The sequence below is a fragment of the Lactiplantibacillus sp. B652 genome (genome assembly GCF_023806745.1).
In the GTDB taxonomy this organism is placed as follows: domain Bacteria; phylum Bacillota; class Bacilli; order Lactobacillales; family Lactobacillaceae; genus Lactiplantibacillus; species Lactiplantibacillus pentosus.
The window spans coordinates 69,933-92,423 of the sequence record NZ_JAMSKY010000007.1; the positions used below are offsets into that span (position 1 = coordinate 69,933).

General features: G+C 47.3%; 23 protein-coding genes and 1 other annotated feature. Of the genes, 5 read left to right on the plus strand and 18 right to left on the minus strand.

Going from position 1 to position 22,491, the window contains the following annotated elements; genetic code table 11:
* Window positions 1-63 precede the first annotated feature (63 nt).
* From MZO40_RS09805 to rlmD, 3 genes are all read right to left on the minus strand, one after another.
* Window positions 64-918 carry an NAD(P)H-binding protein gene (locus MZO40_RS09805; RefSeq protein WP_105961001.1) on the minus strand — a complete coding sequence of 285 codons (855 nt, stop codon included), beginning with the start codon at window positions 916-918 and terminating at the stop codon, window positions 64-66.
* Between the two features lie 310 nt (window positions 919-1,228).
* Complete coding sequence (locus MZO40_RS09810; RefSeq protein WP_252133252.1) at window positions 1,229-1,672, minus strand: hypothetical protein; 444 nt, start codon at window positions 1,670-1,672, stop codon at window positions 1,229-1,231.
* Between the two features lie 30 nt (window positions 1,673-1,702).
* Complete coding sequence (gene rlmD, locus MZO40_RS09815) at window positions 1,703-3,148, minus strand: 23S rRNA (uracil(1939)-C(5))-methyltransferase RlmD (RefSeq protein WP_252133253.1); 1,446 nt, start codon at window positions 3,146-3,148, stop codon at window positions 1,703-1,705.
* A gap of 149 nt (window positions 3,149-3,297) precedes the next feature.
* On the opposite strand from rlmD, the gene MZO40_RS09820 reads away from it, so the two are divergent.
* The 3 genes from MZO40_RS09820 (at window position 3,298) to MZO40_RS09830 (ending at window position 5,940) form a co-directional block, all read left to right on the plus strand.
* Window positions 3,298-3,948 carry an ATP-binding cassette domain-containing protein gene (locus tag MZO40_RS09820; RefSeq protein WP_105961003.1) on the plus strand — a complete coding sequence of 217 codons (651 nt, stop codon included), beginning with the start codon at window positions 3,298-3,300 and terminating at the stop codon, window positions 3,946-3,948.
* Window positions 3,945-4,700, plus strand: coding sequence for an ABC transporter permease (locus MZO40_RS09825; protein ID WP_003639855.1), 756 nt, complete (start codon window positions 3,945-3,947; stop codon window positions 4,698-4,700). Before MZO40_RS09820 ends, MZO40_RS09825 begins: the two co-directional genes overlap by 4 nt.
* 157 nt (window positions 4,701-4,857) lie before the next feature.
* Window positions 4,858-5,940: a YdcF family protein gene (locus tag MZO40_RS09830; protein WP_105961004.1), complete on the plus strand. Its 1,083-nt coding sequence runs from the start codon at window positions 4,858-4,860 to the stop codon at window positions 5,938-5,940.
* A 194-nt stretch (window positions 5,941-6,134) separates the two neighbouring features.
* Here the strand turns inward: MZO40_RS09830 and lepA are convergent, their stop codons facing one another.
* Both lepA and MZO40_RS09840 read right to left on the minus strand, forming a co-directional pair.
* Window positions 6,135-7,922 carry a translation elongation factor 4 gene (gene lepA, locus MZO40_RS09835; protein WP_105961005.1) on the minus strand — a complete coding sequence of 596 codons (1,788 nt, stop codon included), beginning with the start codon at window positions 7,920-7,922 and terminating at the stop codon, window positions 6,135-6,137.
* Window positions 7,919-8,581 (minus strand): TetR/AcrR family transcriptional regulator, encoded by a 663-nt coding sequence (locus MZO40_RS09840; RefSeq protein ID WP_105961006.1) that lies wholly within the window; start codon window positions 8,579-8,581, stop codon window positions 7,919-7,921. The genes lepA and MZO40_RS09840 overlap by 4 nt, the downstream gene beginning before the upstream one ends.
* A 293-nt stretch (window positions 8,582-8,874) precedes the next feature.
* On the opposite strand from MZO40_RS09840, the gene MZO40_RS09845 reads away from it, so the two are divergent.
* Entirely contained in the window at window positions 8,875-10,083 is a 1,209-nt protein-coding gene (locus tag MZO40_RS09845) for an ATP-binding protein (protein WP_105961007.1), read from the plus strand.
* A 49-nt stretch (window positions 10,084-10,132) separates the two neighbouring features.
* On the opposite strand, the gene MZO40_RS09850 is transcribed toward MZO40_RS09845, so the two are convergent.
* Complete coding sequence (locus MZO40_RS09850) at window positions 10,133-11,065, minus strand: YafY family protein (RefSeq protein WP_105961008.1); 933 nt, start codon at window positions 11,063-11,065, stop codon at window positions 10,133-10,135.
* A 122-nt stretch (window positions 11,066-11,187) separates the two neighbouring features.
* Between MZO40_RS09850 and MZO40_RS09855 the strand changes: the two genes are divergently transcribed.
* Window positions 11,188-11,664, plus strand: coding sequence for a GyrI-like domain-containing protein (locus tag MZO40_RS09855; protein ID WP_088770607.1), 477 nt, complete (start codon window positions 11,188-11,190; stop codon window positions 11,662-11,664).
* Between the two features lie 109 nt (window positions 11,665-11,773).
* Here the strand turns inward: MZO40_RS09855 and MZO40_RS09860 are convergent, their stop codons facing one another.
* The 12 genes from MZO40_RS09860 to MZO40_RS09915 form a co-directional block, all read right to left on the minus strand.
* Complete coding sequence (locus tag MZO40_RS09860; RefSeq protein WP_101874105.1) at window positions 11,774-12,712, minus strand: DUF4097 family beta strand repeat-containing protein; 939 nt, start codon at window positions 12,710-12,712, stop codon at window positions 11,774-11,776.
* Entirely contained in the window at window positions 12,696-13,334 is a 639-nt protein-coding gene (locus MZO40_RS09865) for a DUF1700 domain-containing protein (RefSeq protein WP_252133254.1), read from the minus strand. Before MZO40_RS09865 ends, MZO40_RS09860 begins: the two co-directional genes overlap by 17 nt.
* A complete protein-coding gene (locus MZO40_RS09870; protein ID WP_050339868.1) occupies window positions 13,331-13,648 on the minus strand; it encodes a PadR family transcriptional regulator in 318 nt (105 codons plus the stop codon). The genes MZO40_RS09865 and MZO40_RS09870 overlap by 4 nt, the downstream gene beginning before the upstream one ends.
* Window positions 13,649-13,985: 337 nt before the next feature.
* Complete coding sequence (locus MZO40_RS09875; protein ID WP_105961010.1) at window positions 13,986-14,345, minus strand: helix-turn-helix domain-containing protein; 360 nt, start codon at window positions 14,343-14,345, stop codon at window positions 13,986-13,988.
* Between the two features lie 25 nt (window positions 14,346-14,370).
* Window positions 14,371-15,135: an ABC transporter permease gene (locus tag MZO40_RS09880; protein WP_216681095.1), complete on the minus strand. Its 765-nt coding sequence runs from the start codon at window positions 15,133-15,135 to the stop codon at window positions 14,371-14,373.
* 26 nt (window positions 15,136-15,161) lie between these two features.
* Entirely contained in the window at window positions 15,162-15,902 is a 741-nt protein-coding gene (locus MZO40_RS09885; RefSeq protein WP_050339865.1) for an ABC transporter permease, read from the minus strand.
* Complete coding sequence (locus tag MZO40_RS09890) at window positions 15,892-16,779, minus strand: ABC transporter ATP-binding protein (RefSeq protein ID WP_252133255.1); 888 nt, start codon at window positions 16,777-16,779, stop codon at window positions 15,892-15,894. Before MZO40_RS09890 ends, MZO40_RS09885 begins: the two co-directional genes overlap by 11 nt.
* Before the next feature lie 306 nt (window positions 16,780-17,085).
* Complete coding sequence (locus tag MZO40_RS09895) at window positions 17,086-17,895, minus strand: transporter substrate-binding domain-containing protein (RefSeq protein WP_105921035.1); 810 nt, start codon at window positions 17,893-17,895, stop codon at window positions 17,086-17,088.
* A 52-nt stretch (window positions 17,896-17,947) separates the two neighbouring features.
* Window positions 17,948-18,179 (minus strand) — a binding site (T-box leader).
* Between the two features lie 146 nt (window positions 18,180-18,325).
* Entirely contained in the window at window positions 18,326-19,087 is a 762-nt protein-coding gene (locus MZO40_RS09900; protein ID WP_105921036.1) for an amino acid ABC transporter ATP-binding protein, read from the minus strand.
* Window positions 19,088-19,098: 11 nt separating this feature from the next.
* Entirely contained in the window at window positions 19,099-19,806 is a 708-nt protein-coding gene (locus tag MZO40_RS09905) for an amino acid ABC transporter permease (RefSeq protein WP_003639843.1), read from the minus strand.
* Between the two features lie 65 nt (window positions 19,807-19,871).
* A complete protein-coding gene (locus tag MZO40_RS09910) occupies window positions 19,872-20,672 on the minus strand; it encodes a transporter substrate-binding domain-containing protein (RefSeq protein ID WP_050339862.1) in 801 nt (266 codons plus the stop codon).
* Window positions 20,673-21,216: 544 nt separating this feature from the next.
* A complete protein-coding gene (locus MZO40_RS09915) occupies window positions 21,217-22,443 on the minus strand; it encodes a PLP-dependent aminotransferase family protein (protein ID WP_105921672.1) in 1,227 nt (408 codons plus the stop codon).
* Window positions 22,444-22,491: the final 48 nt, after the last annotated feature.

Consider the following 22,491-nt stretch of genomic DNA (forward strand, 5'->3'; position numbering starts at 1 on the left):
CCCAATATGTGGGCTTCCTCTCTTTGCTGTATCCAAAATAGTGTCTGATGGATAGCTGGCTTATTATGAGCGCGCTAAGATTTCTTGAATGGCCGCACTAGCTTCCAATGGTTGATGTCCCAAGACATTTGCCAAGTCTGCTGACGTTTCAGCTAGGGCACCATCATTGATTGGAGCTTGAAATGAGGCAAATAAAGCAGCGGTATCATAATCGAGGCCAGTCGCTTCAAGGGATTGCGTGTATGCTTCCTGACTGACTTGCGTAATCTTAAATCGGTTACCAGTTGCTTTTTGAAGTGCTTGACCGAGTTCGGCATAGGTGCGAGCTGCTCCTGCAAATTCGTACACTTCTTGAGGATCTTCTGCCATCAAAACGTTCGCGGCAGCCGCTGCGTATTCTCGTTCCAAGGCCCAGCCAGCCGTATTGTTAGCCCAATACAGGGCTTCTTGATTATGATTGCCGCTTTGTAAGAATCCCATTTCGTTTTCCAAATACCAGTTGTTGCGCAGAAAACTGTGCGCAATATTGGTCGCTGTAATGGCATTTTCGGTCGCACGATGGTCACTAGCGAGGGCACTAACTGCTGTCTGTGCGTGGGGGAAACTAGTGTAGGCGACAAATTTAACATGTGCGGCGTTGAGTGCGGTCACGACATTTTTATGAGCAGTGGCCCGGTCAACGGGACCGCCGGGTTGTGAGGAGACGAAGAGCACGCGTTCGACATCTTCGAAGGCTTTCGTCATGGCGTCGACATCATCATAATTTCCGATTCGAATTGGATTATCAGGAAATAGTTGCGTGGCTTTGTCCTGATTACGAGCAATTACTAACACATTTTCAGGACCGATTTTAGCATTAAGCGTACTAACGGCACTTTGGCCAAACTTGCCAGTAGCGGCAGTGACAGCATATTTCATAAGTAAAACATCCTTTCAGCTTGCTGTATCAATAAAAATTACAGTAATCAGCTTATCACATGTAACTTCAAAGTCAACAACTTTGCTTGCAACAATTGGAAAGACTGCTACTTATACGCCGAATATCGGTTGGTTTCCTAGAGAAATAATGGCTGTGATTCTGTCGTAATGTGTTACTAATGTAGTTTCACCATGGATTTTGGGTTGCCCGCAATAGCCGCCGTTTTTGATTCATGTCCAAAAAAATAGGATTAAACAACATTGCGTTATCTAATCCTATTGATGAAAATCAGTGGTAAATGATGTGGCGTTATTTATTATTCAGCGAAGTCAAAATCCGCTGCGCGACCTGGCTGTTAAAGTCGTTGGTCTGCAAGTGTTCGAAGACTTCTCGCATAATGTGCATCAGTTGTTCGTCTGACAATCCTTGAGCAGACAAGGTATTCAGCATGACTTGCAAGAGATCTAGGGGCAATACTGGACGCTGGTCAGGATGGGCGCTGAAAAATTCCTGTACCGCTTGGTCGTGTAATTGCCAGTATACGGGGTTTTGCACGTCGTCGAAAATCGTTTTGAGTTGTTCCAGCGCCGGGGTCAACGGAATGTTTTTGGCGATGATCGTCGTCAACACGCCATCACGGGCTGGAATGCGAACATCCGCCACGTAATCCTTTAACAATAAGAAGTGCGTCTTGAACGGTGGCCGTAGTGTAAAGGTCATCGTGAGTGCAATTTGGCTATCAGTAGCTGCCATGGAGATTCCCCCTTCGAAAAAATAAATTAATTAATGGCGTTTCGTAAAGCGTACGACCGCCTCACAGCGCGCCGTTTGCGGGAACATATCGATCGACTGAATGTAGTCGACTTGGTAGCCGCGCGTCAATTCTTGTAAATCACGCGCAAGGGTCGATGGATTACAAGAAATATAGACGAGTTTTTCGGGTGCGCTTTGTAAGATAGCGTCGATTAACACGCCGTCCAGGCCGGTACGTGGTGGGTCGACGACCATCGCGTCCGGTGTGAATCCGCTGGCTAACCATTGTGGCAGTAAGACTTCGGCTTCGCCAACTTCGTAGTGGGCGTTCGTGATTTGGTTGCGTTTCGCGTTAGCGTTGGCATCCGCAACCGCGGCCGGAATCGTATCCATACCCCGAACTTCTTTGGCGACATCCGCGAGTGACAGGCCAATCGTTCCGACCCCCGAATAAGCGTCGACTAAGGCCTCGTTAGGTGCTAAGTCGAGTGCTTCGCGTGCCAACCGATACAACTTCTTGGTTTGTTGCGGATTCAGTTGGAAGAATGCCCGTGCAGACAGGTCGAAGACTAAGCCGTCGAGTTCTTCCGTAATCGTTGGTTTACCAGCGAGTAAGGTGGTTTGATCACCCCATATGAGGGACGTCTTACCAGCGTTAACGTTTTGCATGACTGAGACGACCATTGGTAACTTTTCAGCAATCTTCATCAACAGTTGGTGCTTCTTGGGTAGCTTAGGCGTATTGGTGATGAAAACTAGTTGGACTTCACCAGTTGCGGCGGCTTCGCGAACGACCAACGTTTTAACGATGCCTGAGTTGTGAGTTTCATCGTAAATCGGCACTTCGAGTTCTTCTAACCAGGCGACGACTTGACGCATCACCGTCATGGTTGCTGGCATTTGAACGGAACAAGTCGGTAAGTCGACTAGGTCATGACTATTTTCTTTGTAAAGTCCGGCGGCGACGTGACCATCGATCATCCGAACTTGAAATTGGGCCTTGTTGCGGTAGGCATACGGGTCAGCCATGCCAATCGTTGGCCGGACGTCGTAGTGGCGATAACCGGCTGGTCGATATTTTTCGAGTGCTTGGCGAATCAAATCTTGTTTGAACGTTAATTGTGCCGGGTAGTCGAGGTGTTCGAGCTCGAAACCACCCACTTCGCCCGCGTAGACGTCTTGTGGATCGACGCGGTCCGGGCTTGGTTTACGAATACTGCGAATTTTAGCTTCCAAATACCGCGGATGGACTGCGGTGACTTCAGCGACCACGACTTCTTCTGGTAGGGCGCCTTTGACGAACGTAATGACGTGCTTATAGTAACCGATTCCTTCGCCATTGATGCCGAGGCGCCGAATCGTGAGTGGAAAACGTTGGCCGATCGTAACGGTCGACTGCACCTTCTCGGCCGGTTGCTGCCGGCGTCGATCATTGTGTGATCGGGATTGGTGCGAATAATGGTTAGATTGTGGCATAAGTTTAATTTTGACCTCGTTTTTCTGTGAACTGTGTTAACTCCCATTATAGCATGGCGGGAAAGCGACAATCACTGAGTAGTTTTCATTGAAAGCCGATACATTATCAGGTTATAATGATTCTAATCTAATAACGGGGGTGGCTAGAAATGAAGGCGTTAATTTCGTTGTCACAAGTTAATTATCAAGTTGCGGACCAGCACATTTTGCATGATATTAATTGGCAGATTCCGGCGGGGGCTCACATCACGTTGACCGGGCCGTCGGGGGGCGGCAAGAGTACTTTATTGCGAATCATGGCGGCCATGATTTCGAAAACGAGTGGTGACTTGCAGTTTGAGGGCCGACCGATTGAAAGTTACGACCCCATTATGTATCGGCGGCAAGTCTCGTATTGTTTCCAACAACCGACCTTATTTGGCGAAACGGTGGCGGACAACTTGGCCTTTCCCTATCAGATTCGCAAACAACCAATGGATACCAGCCGCGTCGTGACGGCTTTACAGAACTTTGGTTTGTCAGAACGGACCTTACACCAACCCGTCACCGAGCTTTCCGGTGGGGAGCGGCAACGGGTGGCCTTGATTCGAAATGTCTTATTTTTACCGCAAGTCCTACTTCTAGACGAAGTGACCGCGGGATTAGATGAAGCGAATAAAGATATTGTCCACCAGTGGTTACGGCGACTTAATGAGCAGGAACACGTCACGACCATCATGATTACGCACGATACGACGGAGATTGCCGCAGCCGACCAGCTCGTGAAAGTTGTCGATGGACGCTTGGAGGTGCACGCATGAATTTAGCAGTTAATAACACATCGTTGTTTCTCGCAGCCATGTTAGTCTTAGTTGCGCTCGGGATTAGCTTGTGGCAAAAATTGGGCTTAGACAAGGACATTATTATTGGTGTCGTTCGCGCAGTCGTTCAGTTGTTCATTGTCGGCTACTTGTTGAAGTACATTTTCCGCGTTAATAATTTATGGCTGACGCTAGCGATGATGGGCTTCATTATCTTTAATGCGGCGTGGAATGCGAAAAAACGTGGCCCGGGCATCGACCACGCGTTAGGAATCTCACTATTAGCCATCTTTGTCAGCACCGGCGTGACGTTGGGCGTACTCGTTTTATCAGGAGCCATCAAGTTTATTCCGTCCCAGATGATCCCGATTTCTGGGATGATTGCGTCGAATTCGATGGTCGCGATTGGGTTGGCCTACCGTAGCTTAAATAGCCAATTCCACGATCAACGTCAGGGCGTGCTGGAACGACTGGCACTCGGAGCGGGCTTGTTAGATGCCTCGATTGCCATCGTCCGCGAAGCGATTCGTACTGGAATGTCGCCCACGATTGATTCTGCCAAAACGGTCGGGTTGGTCAGTCTGCCAGGTATGATGTCTGGGCTGATTTTTGCCGGTGTCGATCCTGTGCGGGCCATCAAGTACCAAATCATGGTGACATTCATGCTCTTGTCAGCGACGAGTTTGGGCTCGATTATCGCGTGCTACTTGGCTTACCGCAACTTCTATAATGCCCAGAAACAATTGAAGTAATGTGATGGCCATGCAGCTTGGGTGGGTCATTGCTGGTTTTAGGCTAAATGATGACAATTATCAAATCAGTTAGGCCGAAGTAATGGTTCCTGATTGCAGTCCCGCGGCGACTCCGATATGATGGGAGCTGAATAAAACGTTATGCGGGGGTGTTGATGTGAATAATGCGGCAGTGTGGGTCCCAGTTCCAGCCGTGTTTTACTGGGGTTGGCTAGTGCCAATCTTCTTTGGGACTGGCTTTGGGTGGCGGTACCATCGCGATAAAGTGCGCTTAGGTAACGGCATCTGGTTTTCGCTATTTTTCTATTCCTTTTTAACCATGTTAGCCGTGACGATTCTCGGCAGTAATATTCATTGGCTGATCATCGTCAGTGGCACACTATTTGTATTACTGTTGAGTTTGATTGGGCTGATTTTTGCGTTACAGGCCTTTCTTCTACTGTGGAACGCTTGGATTATGTGGCGCCATGAGAGCCATACCTTGGCCAATATGTTGACCTTGTATCTGGGGTTAGCGATTCTGATTTTGCCATTTATCGGCAATCGGGTGAGTCAGTATGTCCCACAACCAGTCAGCCATTTCATGGCGATTTTTCCAAACCTTGTAATACTCTATGTGGGATTTTGGTTCTATAACTATTTGACGATGCTGACGATTTATCAATTTAACTGGCCGCGATTACGGCAAGATTACATTATTGTCCTGGGGGCGGGCTTGCTGGATGGTAACCGGGTCTCACCATTGCTAGGTCAGCGGATCATGCGTGGCTTGCGATTTTATCAAAAGCAACAGCGCAAGACGCAGCATCCCGCCATCATGATTTTTTCTGGTGGTCAGGGTGGCGACGAGACAGTCCCAGAAGGCCAAGCGATGCTAGATTATGCGATTGCCCATGGTTTGCCGGCGTCGGCTGGTTGGGCGGAGACGAAGTCCAAAACGACGCTGCAAAATATGCAGTTTAGTAAGCAATTGATTGACCAGGGCCCAATCAAGCAACCGCGCACGGTTTTTGTAACGAATAACTACCATACGCTGCGAGCAGGGATGTTTGCCAAGCAAGCGGGGCTCAAAGCGGATGGCATCGGAGCGCGCACGGCACGGTTCTTCTTGCCTGATGCGATCCTGCGAGAATACATTGCCATCTTCGTCCGCAATAAGTGGTGGCACGCGCTGGCGGTGGTAGGACTGTTGATTATGTCGCTACTGCTGGTGTGGTTTGATGCTTATTATGCTGGGTGATGACAGAACGGCTCGTTATACGCCCGGGTTAAAGTCGGTAGCGACAATCGTTTTAGTGAGCTAGGTCCAGATAATGCTAGATTAAAAGTGGCGCCTCAAGAATTGATTGCAAAATTCTTGAAGCGCCACTTTAGGTTTTCGGTGGATCAAAATGAACAAGTTGTTGGCCGTAGTTGGTCGGGGTCGTGTATGTGTTAGATACCAAGAATCGTATTGAACACGCTTTGCGGTAATTTGATAGTGTTCTTGGTAGCACGCCGTTTGTTCGCGCTTTGGCGGCGTAACAGGGCGGCCTTCTTGGAAACGCTATGCTTGTCACCGTTGACGGCCGCATTTTTACGTAATGGCGGCACATCCACGCGCGCTAGGACTTTCCCTTCGACGATCGCCTGAACGGGTGTTGGATATAATTGGCGTGGCACGGTTGATTTCAGCCCAATGACTAATTGCTGGGTCATTTGTGGCGCGTCTTCGCGATGAACGACGAAGGTGAGCGCGTCCACGGGGGCGTAGTTGATATCGACTTCTACTTTGACGAGATCACTCACTTCATTATCGTAAAAGGTCGTGTTGAGACTTGCAAACCCATGTGAGACGGATTTGAGTTCAGAGAAGAAGTGGGACGCGATTTCAGACAACGGAATTTTGACCACAGCAACGACTAGCTCGCCATTGTTCGATAAGTCGATTAGGGTCCCTTTGTGTTGTTCAGCGAGCTTCAGTACCGCGTTCAAACTAGCATCGGGCGTCGTAATTTCGGCTTTCATGAAGGGTTCTTCGACGTGCTCGATCAAGCTGAAAGCGGGAAATTGCACTGGATTGTTGACGACGACGTGCTGCCCGTTTTTGAGCGTCACGTGATAGGTCACATTCGGCGCGGTCGTCAGAACATCGATGCCATACTCATCCTGCAGTCGCTCACGGATGATCTGAAGGTGAAAAGCGCCCAGAAAGCCACAACGAAAGCCGACGCCGAGCGCTTCTGACCGTTCTTCAACGAATGTAAACGAGGGGTCGTTCAAGTTCAATTTTTGGACGGCCGCTTTGAGTGCGGGGAAATCATTGTTTTGCGGATACAAGCCAGCGAAGACCATTGATTTTGCAGGTTCGTATCCGGGGAGGGGCTGACTAGTCGGTGTCTCCGCGGATGTTAGGGTGTCGCCGACGCGAATTTGTTTGGGGTCTTTGATGCCCGTGACCACGTAGCCCACATCGCCGGCATGTAAGCTGGTTTGGGGCAACATGTTCGGTGTCATGACGCCAATTGATTTACTGGTGAAATGACAGTCAGCAGCCATTAAATTGAGCGCTTGTGGGGACTTGAGTTGACCGTCAATCAGTCGAACGTAGGCGATGACGCCTTGGTAAGGGTCGTACAGCGAGTCGAATACTAAGGCCTTTAGCGGAGCGGCGGCATCTCCAGTGGGTGCGGGGAGCCGGGTCCGAATGGCTTCTAAGACGGCGGGAACGCCTTGGCCCGTTTTGGCAGAGATCAATAAGACTTGGTCTGGTGTAAACGCTGAATCGAGGTCGTGTAATCCTGCTAAGGCAGCTTCGATATCAGCTGAGGCTAGGTCGACTTTATTGAGCACGGGGATCAGTGGCAAATGGTGCTTTTTGGCAATGCGATAATTGGCGATGGTTTGGGCTTGGACGCCCTGAGTCGCATCGACTAATAAAATTGCACCCTCTGTCGCTGACAAACTTTTAGCCACTTCATAATTAAAATCAACGTGCCCCGGGGTATCAATTAAATTGTATTCGTATTCCTGCCCATCTTCGGCCTGATAATAATTGCGAACGGTCCGTGCCTTGACTGTGACGCCATGGGCTTGTTCAACTGCCATATCATCTAACAGCTGGGCCCGTTGTTCGCGCGTGCTGACAGTCTTGGTCAGTGCCATGATTTGGTCTGCCAAGGTCGATTTGCCGTGGTCAATATGGGCGATAATAGCAAAGTTACGAATATTGCGCTGGTTCATTTTTTCGAAAACTCCTCTAAATATTGGATTAAATAAAATTTGATCTGTTGTTGTGCTTCAGGGACCAGTTGGATTTCAAAATCCGGATAGGTCCGTGCTAACTTCTGGTGATTAAAACTCGTCAACGAGGCCATGTTCATGAGACCGCTGATGATGCCGCTTTGCACGATAAATAGGTGACTGAACTGGGCCTGTGCCAACAAGTTGTCGGTTTGGACCACTAACTGTTGACCCAAGCGCTGGCTGACGGCATACAACGCATCTCGTTGTGCGATGGTCTCGGCCATGTTCGCTTTACCTTCAAGGATGGGCCCGCGAATCGCATTCAAACGAATCAAAACGTCATGCTGCTCGATCAATCGTTTCGTCTGCTCGACCATCCAGGCGATATACTCAGATGCTGAAAAGTTTGCTTCTTGTGTCAGTGCTGCAATTAGCTGCTCAAAATAGCGCTGGTAATCTTCCAACAAGATGGTCATGAACAGGTCTTCCTTGGTGGCAAAGTAGCGAAACGTCGTGCCCTTAGAACTACCCACAGTTTCAGCAATCTGCTGCATCGTAATTTCCGTATAGCTGTTATGAGCAAACAAATCGATGGCGGCCTGCATGATTGCCTGCCGTTTGGCCGCTTTTTGGTTGGGGGTGTAAATATTAGCCATGCTGAACACCTTCTTTTTAAAAATGACTGGTGGTTATCTTTGGATAGGGTACACCAAAAATAACTGGTGGTCAATTTTGATGATCAATCTAGTGGAAGCTAAGCAGTCTGGTCGAATATGGAAGTATAGTTCCATATTTTAGAAAGTTGGGTGTAAATGGAAGTATAGTTCCATATTTGAGAAAAATGAGTCTAAATGGAAGTATACTTCCATATTTAACAAATGACAGCTAAAATGGAACTATACTTCCATTTCAGAAATTAACCGCTAAATCCAAAAGTGAGGTGCTGTCCATGATTAAGCGTGCGGAATATCTAAAAAAACTCATTCAATTTCGAGATACCGATTTGATCAAGGTTATCACGGGCGTTCGGCGCTCCGGTAAGTCGGTTCTGTTGATGCAATATCGAGATTACTTAAAGTCCCAAGACGTTGCCGACAATCAAATTATTTATTTGAACTTTGAAGAATTGGAACTTTTGAGCGTGCGTACTGCTGACGCGTTAGTCAAAGTATTACAGCCTAAGCTGGATAAGCAACGCCACCAATATATCATGCTGGACGAAATTCAAATGGTCGACGGCTGGCAGACGGTGGTCAACGGTATTCGCGTCAGTTATGATTGCGACATTATTGTGACTGGTTCTAATGCAAAGATGTTGTCTGGTGAACTAGCAACACTCTTAAGCGGGCGTTATGTGGAGATTCCCATTTATCCATTTTCATTTAAAGAATTTTTAGCAGCTAAGGAGATCACGTCCGATTCACGTGAGGTGGACCAAGCGTTTTTGGCCTATGAAAAGTACGGTGGCTTCCCACTCGTTACCTTAAGTCCGGTAGCGCTGAAAGATGACATTTTATCGAGTTTGTATGACACGATTACGTTAAAAGACGTCGCAGAGCGAGCACAGGTTCGTGATATTATCTCACTGCGAGCGCTAGTCGCGTTTTTAGCCGATAATATCGGTCAATTAGTCCAACCTGCCAAGGTTGCGGGCGTATTGAAGAATGAAGGCATCTCGATTAGTAATCATACGGTTGAAAACTACCTACAGTTGCTAGAAGATGCGTTCTTATTCTACCGGGCGCGACAATACGATTTACGTGGCAAGAAGTATCTGAGAACTGCTGGTAAATATTTTATCGTGGATCCCGGGTTGCGACGGACGGCAATCGGTCGGCGGCCAGGCAATTATGCTGGTCAGCTTGAGAACGTGGTCTACGTAGAATTACATCGACGGGGCTACACAGTAGACGTTGGCAAAATGAACACGAAGGAAATTGATTTTGTGGCCCGTAAAGTTGACCGCGTTTTATACGTTCAAGTATCTTATGAAATCCCGGCCAATAGTCGTGAAACTGATGATTTACTGCAATTACGAGACAATTACGAGAAGTTATTGATCACGCAACGACATTATCCAGACATTCACGATGTTGACGGGATTCCGGTCATTAATATCGTAGATTGGTTATTACGTGATGCCCCTAGTGAGATGTAAACCAGGTTTAGCGGAACAAGCCACGCCGAAATGCTCATTTTATGACGATTTAGTTATACCGGCGCTTCAAATAATCGCGCAATGCTGCCGGTATCTGCACCACCGTGACATCTTCACCGAGAAACTGCAACCAATCACCAAAGAAGGCAATTTCATCAGTTGTTGATGGTAGGTAGTGTCTCAAAATGCCTTGCATTTGGTAGGGATCGGTGTAGGCAAGTGAGAGTGAGAATGGGTGGTAACGTTTAAAACGGCTGACGGCGGTCGCCCCGAGTTGTAGCACGACATTTGGTTTGGGTGTGGCCGCTTTTAATTTGTCGGCAATCGTCTGGGGATCCAAATCGTTCTGTGCGGCTGCCACGCCAGTAATCTTGGCTAAGGGTGATTGGACTAAAGTCGTGGTGTCTAACTTAATAAATTCAAGCCACCACTGACTTTGTTCATGATATAGATGGGTAACGGCAATTTGATAGGTTTGACCGTGATTATCCGTGATCTGCATACACTGGCTGATAAGTAGCTGTTGAATTAGGGCCTCGAGGACGGGGTCAGGTAAGTCAGCGCGGTCAAGTAAGTTGGGATTTTGGGGATGAGTCCCATCAAAGACTAATTGTTGACTCAGGACTAGTAAATCGTCTTGTTGGGTGATTGGAATTAGACCAAGCAACTTTTCAGTAACGGTCCGACGGCTAGTGAGGTAAGGCAGCTGTTGGTTGCGGGTTGCCATAAATGCAATGAACATCATTTTGATTTCGTCGGTCGTAAAATGAATGGCTGGGAGCACTTGATTACGCATGACCACGTAGCCACCGTTGCGACCTGGTTCGGATACGAGCGGTAGTCCTAAATCTTCGATTGTCCGAACATAACGAATAGCGGTTGAACGCGAAATGTCGAATTCTTGCATCAGTTCTTTGAGTGTAAACTGGGAGCGGTTGTTGATATAGCGCATAATTAAATTAATGCGAGTTGTTTTATTCATCGGAAACCTCCTCTTAAATTAATGCTCTTGAATTAAAGGTGTCATTTTTTGATACGGTTTGTTGCTATTATAAAGGCAATCAAACGGAATACCAAGGTAATTCCCAGAAAGTAGGATTAATTATGACAACTTATCAAATTGAAACAAAGGAACAATTTACTGTTGTGGGCTTGGAACTGACGATTAAGAGTCAGTTCAATGATTTTGCCGGAATTAGTCGTGAAAAGGCTGATTTTTGGCAACGCATCGAGGCGGATGGGGCGTTGGCCGAACTCAAATCTGGCGCCAAAGATGATTGTTTGTACGCGGTAAATGAAGCCGTCAATAATAAGATGATGTACTATGCAGCTGTTTTGCCCAAAAACGATACCCTCCGTGCTGACCGACGCATTGATTTTCCTAGTGGGCCTTATCTAGTCGTTACGGGAAGTGCAACGTCCCAAGATGAATTGGCTGGCCAACTAACTGGCGCTGTCTTTGGCGAGATTTTACCCCAACTGACCAGTCATCGTTATGTTGGTGGTCCCAACGCGATTCAAATCCAAGCTGTTGGTGACCAATTCAAAGGCGTCGCATTAGTCCCAGTCGTTGCCAACTAGGCCGCTTCAGTTCAGTCGCTGATTACTAAACATGTCAAAAAGCGCGTTCAGACCAAGTTCCTAAACAGGTCTGAACGCGCTTTTGGGTTTGGTGAGAAATCAAGGGTGGTTAATTACTGCTGGTAACCGTAATATCGCCGTCGTTGGTTGAAAGTCGATACTGGCTGGCAGCGGACGGATTCACTTGGTAGACGCCGTTGTCATTGGCATGGTGGCCGAAGATATTGAGGTCGCCGTCGCTGGTGTTAGCGTGAATCCCCGTTGTCCGGGGTGCCGTTCCACGGATGTCGCCGTCACTGGTTGAAGCCGACAGACTGTCTGTGATCCGATTATTATTGAACAAGATGTCGCCATCACTAGTAGTCATCCGCAGGGCTTTGAACCGGTTGTTGGTCAGGTGAATATCACCTTCATCGGTCGTGATTTTAGAAGCTGCGGTGGTGAAGTGGCTGTTAGTGACGCTGACATCGGGGTCACCGGCAATTTGCAGACTAGGGGCCGAGACCCGTGATAAACGGATGTTGCCACCTGATAACGCCATGGACTGATTGATTTTAACGTTGCTCAAATTAACGTCAGCATCATCGTTGAACACGTTTAATTGGTCGACAGTCACATTTTGTAAGGACAGGTTGCCGGTCTGATCGGATTCAGCGGTCACTTTTTCAACCGTAGTCCCCTTAGGAACCGTAATGGTCGTCGTATCGGTATATTGACCAGCGTTGCCGAACATGAAGCCGACACTGTGCGAATCGTCGGCAGTCGAGGTAATCGTCAAATGCCCGTGACTAGTTTTGATTTTTGGAAACGTGCGGGCGGCCGTCACGGTAATCTTGGTGCTCGTCCCTTGCTTGATGATGATATTGCTGCTGGTATCAAGCGTGATTTCCTTCAACTGACTAACGTGGTAACTACGACTGCGATGACGCACGATATGAAAGCCTTGTTCCCAATAAATGCTTTGAATCCCGTTATTAGCGATGCCAAACATCGTTAAGATGAGGCCCAACACTAATAAAACAACGCCAATTCTAATTGTCTTTCGCATGATGACGACCTCCTCTCTCTGCACGATTCTTCTTGACGAACCGGTGGTATAAGTTTTGCACGATTTTGGCGATCCCTTGAATAATCAAACTGATGAGCCAGATGAAGAGTGGCATGATCAATAATTCCGCACCAATAATCGCGAGTCCGCTACCGAGATAGAATAGGGCAACCCAGAGTGACTGACCGAAGACCCCGATTCCAGCGGTCAACATGGCGAAAGCTAATAGGGTGACGGCTACTAGGATGGCACCGACCGCGATAATAACGGCAAAGGCCGACACGGCGATGGCAAAGAACACGGCCAGAATTGTAATCAGGGCCGGAATGGTGATTGGCGTTGAGAGTAATGCCAGAACAATCAACCAGATCGTGCGGACGTTAGCTTGTGATTTTTGCCGTTTGGATGTATTGGCACTGAGATTCTCGTTGAAGCGAATGGAATAATCCGCCAGCACCTTGCGCGCTAACTGCTTGGGTAACCCTAATTCAGCCACACAGTCATCGTAATTGTCGATGCCCGCGTCGAGCAGATATTCGCGATAAAATTCAACAACCTCATCGCGTTCGTCGTCGGTCAGCTGAACGAGTAAGGCTTCAAATTTGGATAAGTAGTCGTTCATCGGTGATCCTCCCCCTGTAATAGTTGATTGATAGCTAGGTAATACGTCTGCCACTCGGTCTGAATCGTGGCCAGTTGGGTCAACCCCGCGCTAGAAATTTGATAATAACGGCGGTTGCGCCCTTGATAGGCCTGGTCATAAGTGGTGACCCAGCCATTCTTTTTCAGTCGTCGTAACACTGGGTACAGTGTGGATTCAGAGACCTTAATGGCTGCCTGTAGTCGCTGGGTCAGTGCATAACCGTAGTAATCCTGGTCTTTAAGACAAGCGAGCACGCAGCCGTCGAGAAGCTCAGAACTGATTTGAATCGCCATTATTATCCCTCCTGTTATATTATACGTCGTATAGTATCGTTCACAGAGTAGTATACAGGTCGTAGTTGGGGATTGTCAAACGGGAATCGTGAGTTGTTGATCCTTGGCAGCTAGGGGATTTTGGATAACTAAAACAGGGCAATCAGTTGGCCGGTTGTTTGTTGCGTCTAGACTGCCAATTAAGCCGGAGTCAGTGGGGACAACCTATTAAACGGTAAATCGTGATACTAGCGTGATCGTCAACAATTTGCGGTCACACAAAAAGACGGTCAAGAAGATCGGCCGCCATTTTAACTAATAACACGTTAATAGAATAGGCAAAACAAACTGGTTTCTGTCAGAATGCTGAAAAGAAACCAATCACGAAGACAATCAGTAGAATCGCCCACCAGTAACCAGCTAAGAAGTCCCAAATGTTCATTTTGCCTAATTTACGGACGTAGCGGTTGTGCTTGGGGTCAAAGACGAATTCGGTCGAATCGACTTTTTCTTCCGGTTTTGCGCCAAAGACCAGTGTATCTAAACCGACGTTAAAGATATCGGTGAGCTTAATCAAGTTGGTGAGGTCGGGGGTTGAATCACCGGCTTCCCACTTTGAAATCGCCTGGCGCGAGACAAATAGTTTCGTCGCTAAGTCGTCCTGGGTCGTGTTAGTTGATTTGCGAAGTTTTTTTAGTTGGGTGGGGAATTGATTCATGGTAGCGTCCTCCAAATAAGTAGTGTTAGAAATATTTTTTTCTGAAAATCAAGTAGCCTAAAGTAACGAACAGTAAGGTGTAGCACAAGGTTCCCGTTAGTAATTGTGCGTTGGATAACTGGCTCGTCGCATAGTAGGTCACGTAGTTATAGTATTCCCGAGTTAGGTTAATCATGTTGAATGGATTCCATTTGATAAGCGGCAGCCAATCCCGGTAATTTAAAAGTGAACTAGAGACAAATTGGCCCATAAAGACAATCAGCAGGCTGATAATCGTTACGGTGGCATTACTGTTGATCAGGCACGAAAGTAAGAAAACTAAACTAATGATGAACATTGTCGTTAGTAAATCCACGCCAACGGTTTTCAACATATTTTCCCAGAGTGGCTCATGGTAAAGGTAAATGGTGGACCAGGACACGTGCGAGTTTAAGGGCGCATATCTGAGGCCAATCGTAAATAAGATGGCGATGGCGTGGAGAAAACAATCGTAGCAGAACAGCACCAGATATTTGGAGAGGTAAACAATCGCTTTATTGGGTGATTTGGTTAATAAGGTTAGAATCGCGTTGTTTTGAAACTCCATCGAAAAGGTCGTCGCGCCCACCACGACTAGTAATAAGATGATCCAGTCCGGCGAGTTGTAGTTTGTCACAGTTAATAGCTTACCTTCATTGTAACCGATTCCGTATCCGGTGATCACCATTAAAAGCAATAAGATAATTGGTGCCCACCACGTGATTTTTCGATGGCCTAGTTTGTAGAACTCTTGGTAGAGATTGCGGCGCAACATAACGAGGCTCCTTTCAAAATTAATTAAATCGCACGAACTTTAAATTGATGATAGCCAATTATTAGAAAGATGATGCTATAGACGAGCGTTCCGAGAACGAGTTGGCTATTTGTTAACAGTGACAGGTCTGCATAAGCTGGTGATGATAATTGCTGGGTCACAAAGACCATGTTGAAGGGGTTCCACTTTAGAATGCCTGCTAATGACGAAAAGGTCTTGATGATTGCGACTGAGAGACTGGCACCCCAAAAGACGATGATTAGGCCGATACCAATGACGGCGGCGTTGACCTGAATCACCATTAGTAACATGAAGGCCAACGTGATTAAGAAAAATGAGTAAAGCAGGGTGCTGGTATTATTGATCAGGACGGTCTGCACTAATTGTGGCGTCCAAGGGTAGCGGTCCCCGGTAAAAATTGGCTTTAGGATCATCGTGATTAAAGCGGAAACGACTGTCAGTAACAAGCCGTAGCCTAAAATAACGATTAGTTTAGCACCGTAAATCGCACGTTTACTAGTACTCTTGTAGACTAATGGCACAATGGTGCGGTAGCGATATTCCATTGATAGAAATGCGGAACCGACCGCAATCAAAATGAGTGTTATCCACTGGGGTGCCCCAAATTCAAACGTGATAAGTTGGGATGATAGTCGTGTCGTTTGGCCACTGTAAATCATCAAAAGGGGTAGGACTAGGAGGCCCCACAAACCGTTCTTTTGATGAATAAACTTATATAATTCAATCCTGAGATTAGTTTTCATGATGAAGGCCTCGTTGGTTTTCCAGGATAGTAACGATCAGTTTTTCAAAACTCGTTTCGACTGGTGTCAGCTCAGTTAAGTAGAGGTCGTCTTGACGCAGAATCTTTTGACTATTAATTCGGTCAGCTTGCTTGATAATCAAATAAGGGGCCTCGACTGTAAATGCCACCTGCGCATTTTGAAGTGCGGTTATCGTTCGTGATGGATCGTTTGTCAGTAATCGATACTGCGTTTGATGGAGCTGGTTAAAGGTGATGATTGGCTGATTAATGATAATTTGGCCGTTGTTGACGAGAATGATGCGGGTCATGATTTTCTGCAACTCACTTAAAATATGGCTACTAATCAGAAAAGTCGTCCCCTGAGCTGCATGTTGCTTGATCAGATTTCTTACTAAAATCGTCGCTTCAATATCGAGACCATTCATCGGTTCATCTAGAATGACGAGTTGTGGCTGATTCAGCAGGGCAATGGCGATCCCTAATTTTTGCTTCATACCCAAGGAGTAATCTTTGGCTGGTCTGTCAATGTAGGGCGTTAATTCTAATTGTGTTACTAACTGCATCAGGTCAGTCTGGTCATGCGAGTATAACGTTAGGTTTTGCCGGCCTGTGAGGAACGGGTAAATGGCCGGATGCTCGATCAAGGCACCGACGTGGGTTAACGCGCTATGATTATTTTCGGTGACCAGCATTTGATTAATGCGAATCGTCCCAGTAAATTTTGTTAATCCCAGAATGGTTTTCATAATGGTAGTTTTACCCGCACCATTTGGTCCAATCAGCCCGACAATCTGACCTGGTGAAATATCAAACGTCGCGTGCATTACTATCGGTTTTCGTCGGATAAAGGTACTAACGTCTTGAAGCTCTAACATTATCCATCATCTCCAAATTCTAAGTTGATTTACGATTGAATGCTTCAATCGCTTCGCTACATCCAGCGTGGCTTTTTACCCCGTTACCTTCAAGCGGTTAAACGTAACATGGCCGCAAATGAAAGGAGAAGTAGCGCAACTTGGCGTGGCATAAAGGCACCGAAATGCTGGTGTGACGCGGTTAGATAGGTTGCCCGGTAATTATCAAACAAGATGATCTGAAACAGGTGATGAGACCAAAAAGTCCCACTAGAAAACTTCTAGTGGGACTTTTCAGTCGTGTTTTGCTTTAGCTAACCAGACAACTTATTTATCCGTCACGTTGCCACCAAAGTACTTGTTAGAAAGTTTCTTCAAGGTCCCGTCTTTCCGGAGTTCTTGAATGGCTTTGGAGATTTGTTTTTGGAGTTTGGCGTGCTTCTTAGTGAGGATGGCGCCAATCTTTTGTGTCTTGATTTCAGAACCGCCACTGATCAATTTCAAGTTGGCCTTTGGGTTCTGCTTGAAGTAAGCGTAGAAGGCTTCCCGTGAATTGATGGTCCCAGCGACACGGCCTTGATTGACCAGGTCGATCGATTGCTGGAAGCCGTCAGTTGGCGTCACGGTCGCGCCTAAACGTTTCGCGTCGGTCGCATTATTACTGGTCGTCGTTTGGGCGACTTTCTTACCCTTAATGTCTGTGATCTTATTGATGGATGAATTCTTCTTAACGGCCAATTGTGATTTCGAATAGATATAAGGCGTTGAGAAGAGGTACTTTTGTTTACGTTGTGCCGTTTCGGCAATGTCGTTGATGACCACGTCATACTTATCGACATCGAGTCCGGCAATCAGTGAATCAAACTTGGTTGGGACGAACTTGGCTTTTAAGCCTAATTTCTTGGCAACCGCTTTGCCGAGGTCGACTTCAAAGCCGGTCAACTTGCCGTCTTTGCGGTAACTGTAAGGTTGGAAGGTGCCTTCCAAACCAATTGTTAAGGTGCCACTCTTCTGCAAGTCTAACTGACTGCTGGCTGAAGAAGATTTGGAAGAACTAGAGCTGCCGCAAGCCGTTAAGGTCACGGTCAATGCAAGTCCAAAAAGTGCTAACGCAATGGTTTTAAGCCATTTTTTCATGAAATTACCCCCGTAATGTGTTGTGATTAAAAAAATCAGCAGTCATCCTGTCAAAAAGGACGACTGCTGATCGTGGTACCACCTTAGTTTCCAAGCGCGTGCACGACGCCTGGCTCTATGAGTTAATTAACTCAGTACGCTAACGGGTACGACACGTCACTGGCTTGCAACTGCTCACCAGCACCATTTAGAGACCATCTTCGCGGCATAATCCGACCGTTTCTCACCAACCAACGGCTCGCTAAGCGTGATTATTCCGCTACTCATCTCATCACAACGTTTTGATATTGAGGCTAGTTTACAAGAGTAAATGATAATTGTCAAATCATTTTGCCATCTTTGATTAACGATATTATCATTTTAGACAAAAAAAGACGCCCAGCCCAGGCGAGATGCGTTGGGATGGACGCCGAACAAAATCTAATTTAGTTTATTGGTTGGCCTTGTCCGAAATCGTCGTAAAGGTCATTGCGGCCAAGAAGTCGGCAATTCGTTGGGTCGGTTGTTTGAAGAATTCTGCGGGTGTGCCGTCGAATAAGATCTTACCGTCTTCGACAAACAGAATCTTGTCGGCCACCGCCCGTGCAAATTCCATGTTATGCGTCACAATGATCATCGAATCTTGTTCTTGAGCCAGCGCCAATAGCACGCGGAGGACGCCAGCTTCTAACTCAGGGTCCAAGGCACTCGTGGGTTCGTCCAGTAAAATATATTCGGGATTCATCGCGAGTGAGCGCGCGATCGCCACCCGTTGTTGTTGCCCACCAGATAGTTGGCCGGGGTAAGCGTCCGCCTTATCCTGTAAGCCGACTTTGTCCAGTAGGTCTAAGGCCGTTTTTTGGGCAGCCGCAGCGTCTTGTTTCAATACCTGTACGGGGCCTTCCATCACGTTTTTCAACACGCTGAGGTGGGGGAAGAGGTTGTAGCCTTGAAAGACCATCCCAGTCTTGCGCCGAATCGTCAGAATCGTTTTGCTCGTCAGCGGCTTAGTGAAGTCAATCGTTTCGTCGTTGAAGTGATATAAGCCGTTTTCAGGGCGCTCCAGTAAGTTGAGGGACCGGAGTAAAGTCGACTTACCAGACCCGGAAGGCCCGACGATAACGGTCGTTTGATGTTCCTTGAACTCAGTATTGATGTCAGTTAACGCCTGGTGATTGCCAAACGTCTTATTAAGATGCTCTAACTTGATCATTGTGCAACCTCCTAGTTAAGTGGCCGTAAGTAGCGGGACGTCCGTTTTTCCAAGTAGCCTTGTAGCCAGCTGAGAATCGTACATAAAATCGCGTACAGCGCGGCAACCAGCGAGTACATCACGAGTGGTTGGTAGTTCTGCGCGGCAATCTGTTGACTAACTTCGAACATTTCGATGATCGTGATTGAAGCGGCCAGTGACGTATCCTTCACCAGACTGATGAAACTGTTGGCCAGTGGGGGTAGTGAGACGCGAGCGGCCTGTGGCAAAATGATGCGTTTAAGGACTTGCGACTTAGTCATCCCGATGGAATAGGCGGCTTCCCACTGACCTTCAGGAATCGAGAGAATCGCGGCCCGAATCGTTTCAGCACAGTAAGCCCCGGTGTTTAACGAGAAGGTCGCGATACCGGCAGTCCAGGGGTCCAACTGAATCCCGTTTGGAAAAACACCCTTGATTTTGAGGTAGGGTAAACCAAAGTAGACGATAAAGAGTTGAACTAGCAGTGGTGTGCTCCGGAAGAGCCAGACGTAAAAGTTAGCGATAGCTTTGAGAATCAAGAACCAGCCGCGCCGAGTCGAGATTTTGACGAGTGCGGTAAAAACGGCCAGAATCAAACCGAGAATAAATGAAATAATGGCAATCGGAATGGTGTATTTGATCCCTGCCGCAACGATTTGAGGGGTCGATGTAACGATAATGTGCCAGATTGAATCCATAGGGTGCCTCCTGTGATAGTTAGATTATGGTGCTATGTATCCCGCGTGAATCGCGGGCGTGGTCATTACTTGTCAGTAACGTTACCACCAAAGTACTTGTTAGACAATTTCTTCAAGGTTCCATCCTTACGAAGTTCTTGGATGGCTTTTGAAATTTGCTTCTGGAGCTTTGGATGTTCCTTAGTGACGATCGCACCGATTTTTTGAACGGCAATCTGGTCACCAGAATTGATCAACTTAATGTTGGCTTTCGGGTTCTGCTTCAAGTAAGCATAGAAGGATTCCCGGGAGTTAATAGTCCCAGCAGCCCGCCCTTGTTCAACTAACTCAATCGATTGTTGGAAACTGTCGGTTGGGGTAACGGTCGCGCCTAAACGTTTCGCATCTGTAGCGTTGTTACTAGTGGTCGTTTGTGCCACTTTCTTACCCTTGATCTGGGTAATCTTGCTGATGCTTGAGTTCTTCTTGACTGCCAGTTGGGACTTAGAATAAATGTACGGCGTTGAGAAGAGGTACTTCTTCTTACGTGCAGCCGTTTCAGACATGTTATTCATCACGACGTCAAACTTGTTGGTGTCCAGTCCGGCAACTAATGAATCGAACTTCGTTGGGACGAACTTAGCTTTTAAGCCCATCTTCTTGGCGACAGCTTTACCAAGTTCAACTTCAAAGCCAGTTAACTTACCATCTTTACGGTAACTATAAGGTTGGAAGGTGCCTTCCAAACCAATCGTCAACGTCCCCGATTTTTGTAGCCCTAAGTCGCTGGACTTACTGCTACTAGAGTTGCTTCCACAGGCGGTCAACGTGACGGCTAACCCGAGCCCCAAAATCGCAACACCTAATTTTTTAACCCATGTTCTCATGATTCACACTCCTAGAAATTTTTCACGACACTCCTAGTTTATCCGAAAATGAATCTGTTAACAAAAAATAAGCATTGGATCTCCAATGCTTATTTCATAATCGGCTAGTATAGCGTTAGTGTAGCGAATCGGCGCAGGACTGTCAAACCTTTTTTGGCGGCCAAAAGGTGGTTCGTAGTTGCTACAACGGCTATTTGGCCATTGACAGCGAGGATGTGTAAAAGTTTACCCGCTAACTGGCAATCGTCACGGCGCTTCAGTCACTAGTTGGCTTGACGGTGGAAGAGGCGTCAGCCCACATGACGAACCGGCGCGATACGATTGGGACTAGATGACGAACTAGTGCTAGACCAACGCTGGCTTGGCGGCCAGCACCGGTTGGGAATGCACCATTAATATGAGTTGGTGAGCGGATGCTGTGGTCAGTCGTGGTCACTACAATCTCAGGCCACGAAAAACGATGGTATTTTCAGATCTACCTTCCTTAGAATGAAAAATGCGGCGGCAGTCGTGGTTGACCGTCGTCGCATTTTGAGTGGGCTAATTAGAATGGTGTTGCCAAGGCAGTCGTTGGTACCGTGACTTGAACCGGTTGGAGAATTTGTCCAAGTCGCTGGATGCCTTGCGTGATGGTTGCCACGTCGGAGTTGGTAAAGTTCAAGCGGAATCCGTTCGTGACTGCACGGCTAGCAAATTGGCAAGCCGCTGGGACGTAAGCGACGTGCGCCTGTGGCAGAACCACGTCATTTAATAGGGCTTTGGCGTCCACGCCAGCTGGTAAGGTGACCCAGATGAAGAAACCACCGTTTGGCCGCGTGTATTGCACGTTCTTTGGGAAGTAGTTATCGAGTGCCGTCAGCATCGCGTCGCGTTTTGTCCGATATGCACCACTAATCGCTGCGACGTGTTCATCGATGTCGTGGCTGTCTAGGTAGCTGTTGATGGCCGCTAAAGTCACATTTGGTGATTGGACATCGATGGCGGATTTTAGTCCGACCAATTCTTGCATGATGGTGTCACTCGCCACGATCCAGCCCGTCCGCAAAGCGGGTGAGAGAATCTTGGAAAAACTGGAGATAAAGATGACCCGACCTTCAGTATCGTAATGCTTGATGGCAGGAATGTTTTGCCCGCTATAACGAAGGTCCCGGTATGGGCTGTCTTCCAAAATAATGACATCATATTGATTAGCAAGAGCAACCATTGCTTGGCGACGTTTGGCACTCATCGTCGTCCCGGTCGGGTTGTGGAAGTCAGGAATCGTATAAATCAATTTGATTTCAGGATGAGCTTTCAAGGTCTTGCGAAGTTGCCGAATGTTCATGCCATTATCATCCACTGGAATTTCATAATAAGTTGGTTCGTAAGTGTCAAAGGCGGCGAGGGCTCCCATGTAGGTTGGACCTTCAACGACCATTGCATCGCCGTGGTTTAATAGTAGTTTTGCAACTAGGTCGATGGCTTGTTGCCCACCTTGAGTCATTAGGACGTTGTCAGCACTGACTTGCACATCCGCATGAGTTGCCATGCGGTCAGCGATTTTTTGCCGTAGTGCCGGTAGCCCTTGCGTGGATGAATATTGGAAGATGCCCTGGCCGTCTTGTTCGATGGCGTCACGATAAGCTTGTTTCAAATCGTCATCCGGAAAGAGGTGCTGGTCCGGAAAACCGCCAGCGAAGGAAATGTTTTCCGGGTTTGCACTATTCTTGAAGATTTCATCGAGGTCTGAAGTGTCGTTGTTTAACACACGGTTCGCAAATAAGTTTTTCATGATAATTTCCCCCACTCAATTTTTTGTCCTTAAACTGTTTTCTTTGAT

Coding starts and splice junctions, on each gene's coding strand:
- MZO40_RS09805 (WP_105961001.1), bottom strand. CDS start 918: ATGAAATATGCTGTCACTGCCGCTACTGGCAAGTTTGGCCAAAGTGCC.
- MZO40_RS09810 (WP_252133252.1), bottom strand. CDS start 1,672: ATGGCAGCTACTGATAGCCAAATTGCACTCACGATGACCTTTACACTA.
- rlmD (WP_252133253.1), bottom strand. CDS start 3,148: ATGCCACAATCTAACCATTATTCGCACCAATCCCGATCACACAATGAT.
- MZO40_RS09820 (WP_105961003.1), top strand. CDS start 3,298: ATGAAGGCGTTAATTTCGTTGTCACAAGTTAATTATCAAGTTGCGGAC.
- MZO40_RS09825 (WP_003639855.1), top strand. CDS start 3,945: ATGAATTTAGCAGTTAATAACACATCGTTGTTTCTCGCAGCCATGTTA.
- lepA (WP_105961005.1), bottom strand. CDS start 7,922: ATGAACCAGCGCAATATTCGTAACTTTGCTATTATCGCCCATATTGAC.
- MZO40_RS09840 (WP_105961006.1), bottom strand. CDS start 8,581: ATGGCTAATATTTACACCCCCAACCAAAAAGCGGCCAAACGGCAGGCA.
- MZO40_RS09845 (WP_105961007.1), top strand. CDS start 8,875: ATGATTAAGCGTGCGGAATATCTAAAAAAACTCATTCAATTTCGAGAT.
- MZO40_RS09850 (WP_105961008.1), bottom strand. CDS start 11,065: ATGAATAAAACAACTCGCATTAATTTAATTATGCGCTATATCAACAAC.
- MZO40_RS09855 (WP_088770607.1), top strand. CDS start 11,188: ATGACAACTTATCAAATTGAAACAAAGGAACAATTTACTGTTGTGGGC.
- MZO40_RS09860 (WP_101874105.1), bottom strand. CDS start 12,712: ATGCGAAAGACAATTAGAATTGGCGTTGTTTTATTAGTGTTGGGCCTC.
- MZO40_RS09865 (WP_252133254.1), bottom strand. CDS start 13,334: ATGAACGACTACTTATCCAAATTTGAAGCCTTACTCGTTCAGCTGACC.
- MZO40_RS09870 (WP_050339868.1), bottom strand. CDS start 13,648: ATGGCGATTCAAATCAGTTCTGAGCTTCTCGACGGCTGCGTGCTCGCT.
- MZO40_RS09875 (WP_105961010.1), bottom strand. CDS start 14,345: ATGAATCAATTCCCCACCCAACTAAAAAAACTTCGCAAATCAACTAAC.
- MZO40_RS09885 (WP_050339865.1), bottom strand. CDS start 15,902: ATGAAAACTAATCTCAGGATTGAATTATATAAGTTTATTCATCAAAAG.
- MZO40_RS09890 (WP_252133255.1), bottom strand. CDS start 16,779: ATGTTAGAGCTTCAAGACGTTAGTACCTTTATCCGACGAAAACCGATA.
- MZO40_RS09895 (WP_105921035.1), bottom strand. CDS start 17,895: ATGAAAAAATGGCTTAAAACCATTGCGTTAGCACTTTTTGGACTTGCA.
- MZO40_RS09900 (WP_105921036.1), bottom strand. CDS start 19,087: ATGATCAAGTTAGAGCATCTTAATAAGACGTTTGGCAATCACCAGGCG.
- MZO40_RS09905 (WP_003639843.1), bottom strand. CDS start 19,806: ATGGATTCAATCTGGCACATTATCGTTACATCGACCCCTCAAATCGTT.
- MZO40_RS09910 (WP_050339862.1), bottom strand. CDS start 20,672: ATGAGAACATGGGTTAAAAAATTAGGTGTTGCGATTTTGGGGCTCGGG.
- MZO40_RS09915 (WP_105921672.1), bottom strand. CDS start 22,443: ATGAAAAACTTATTTGCGAACCGTGTGTTAAACAACGACACTTCAGAC.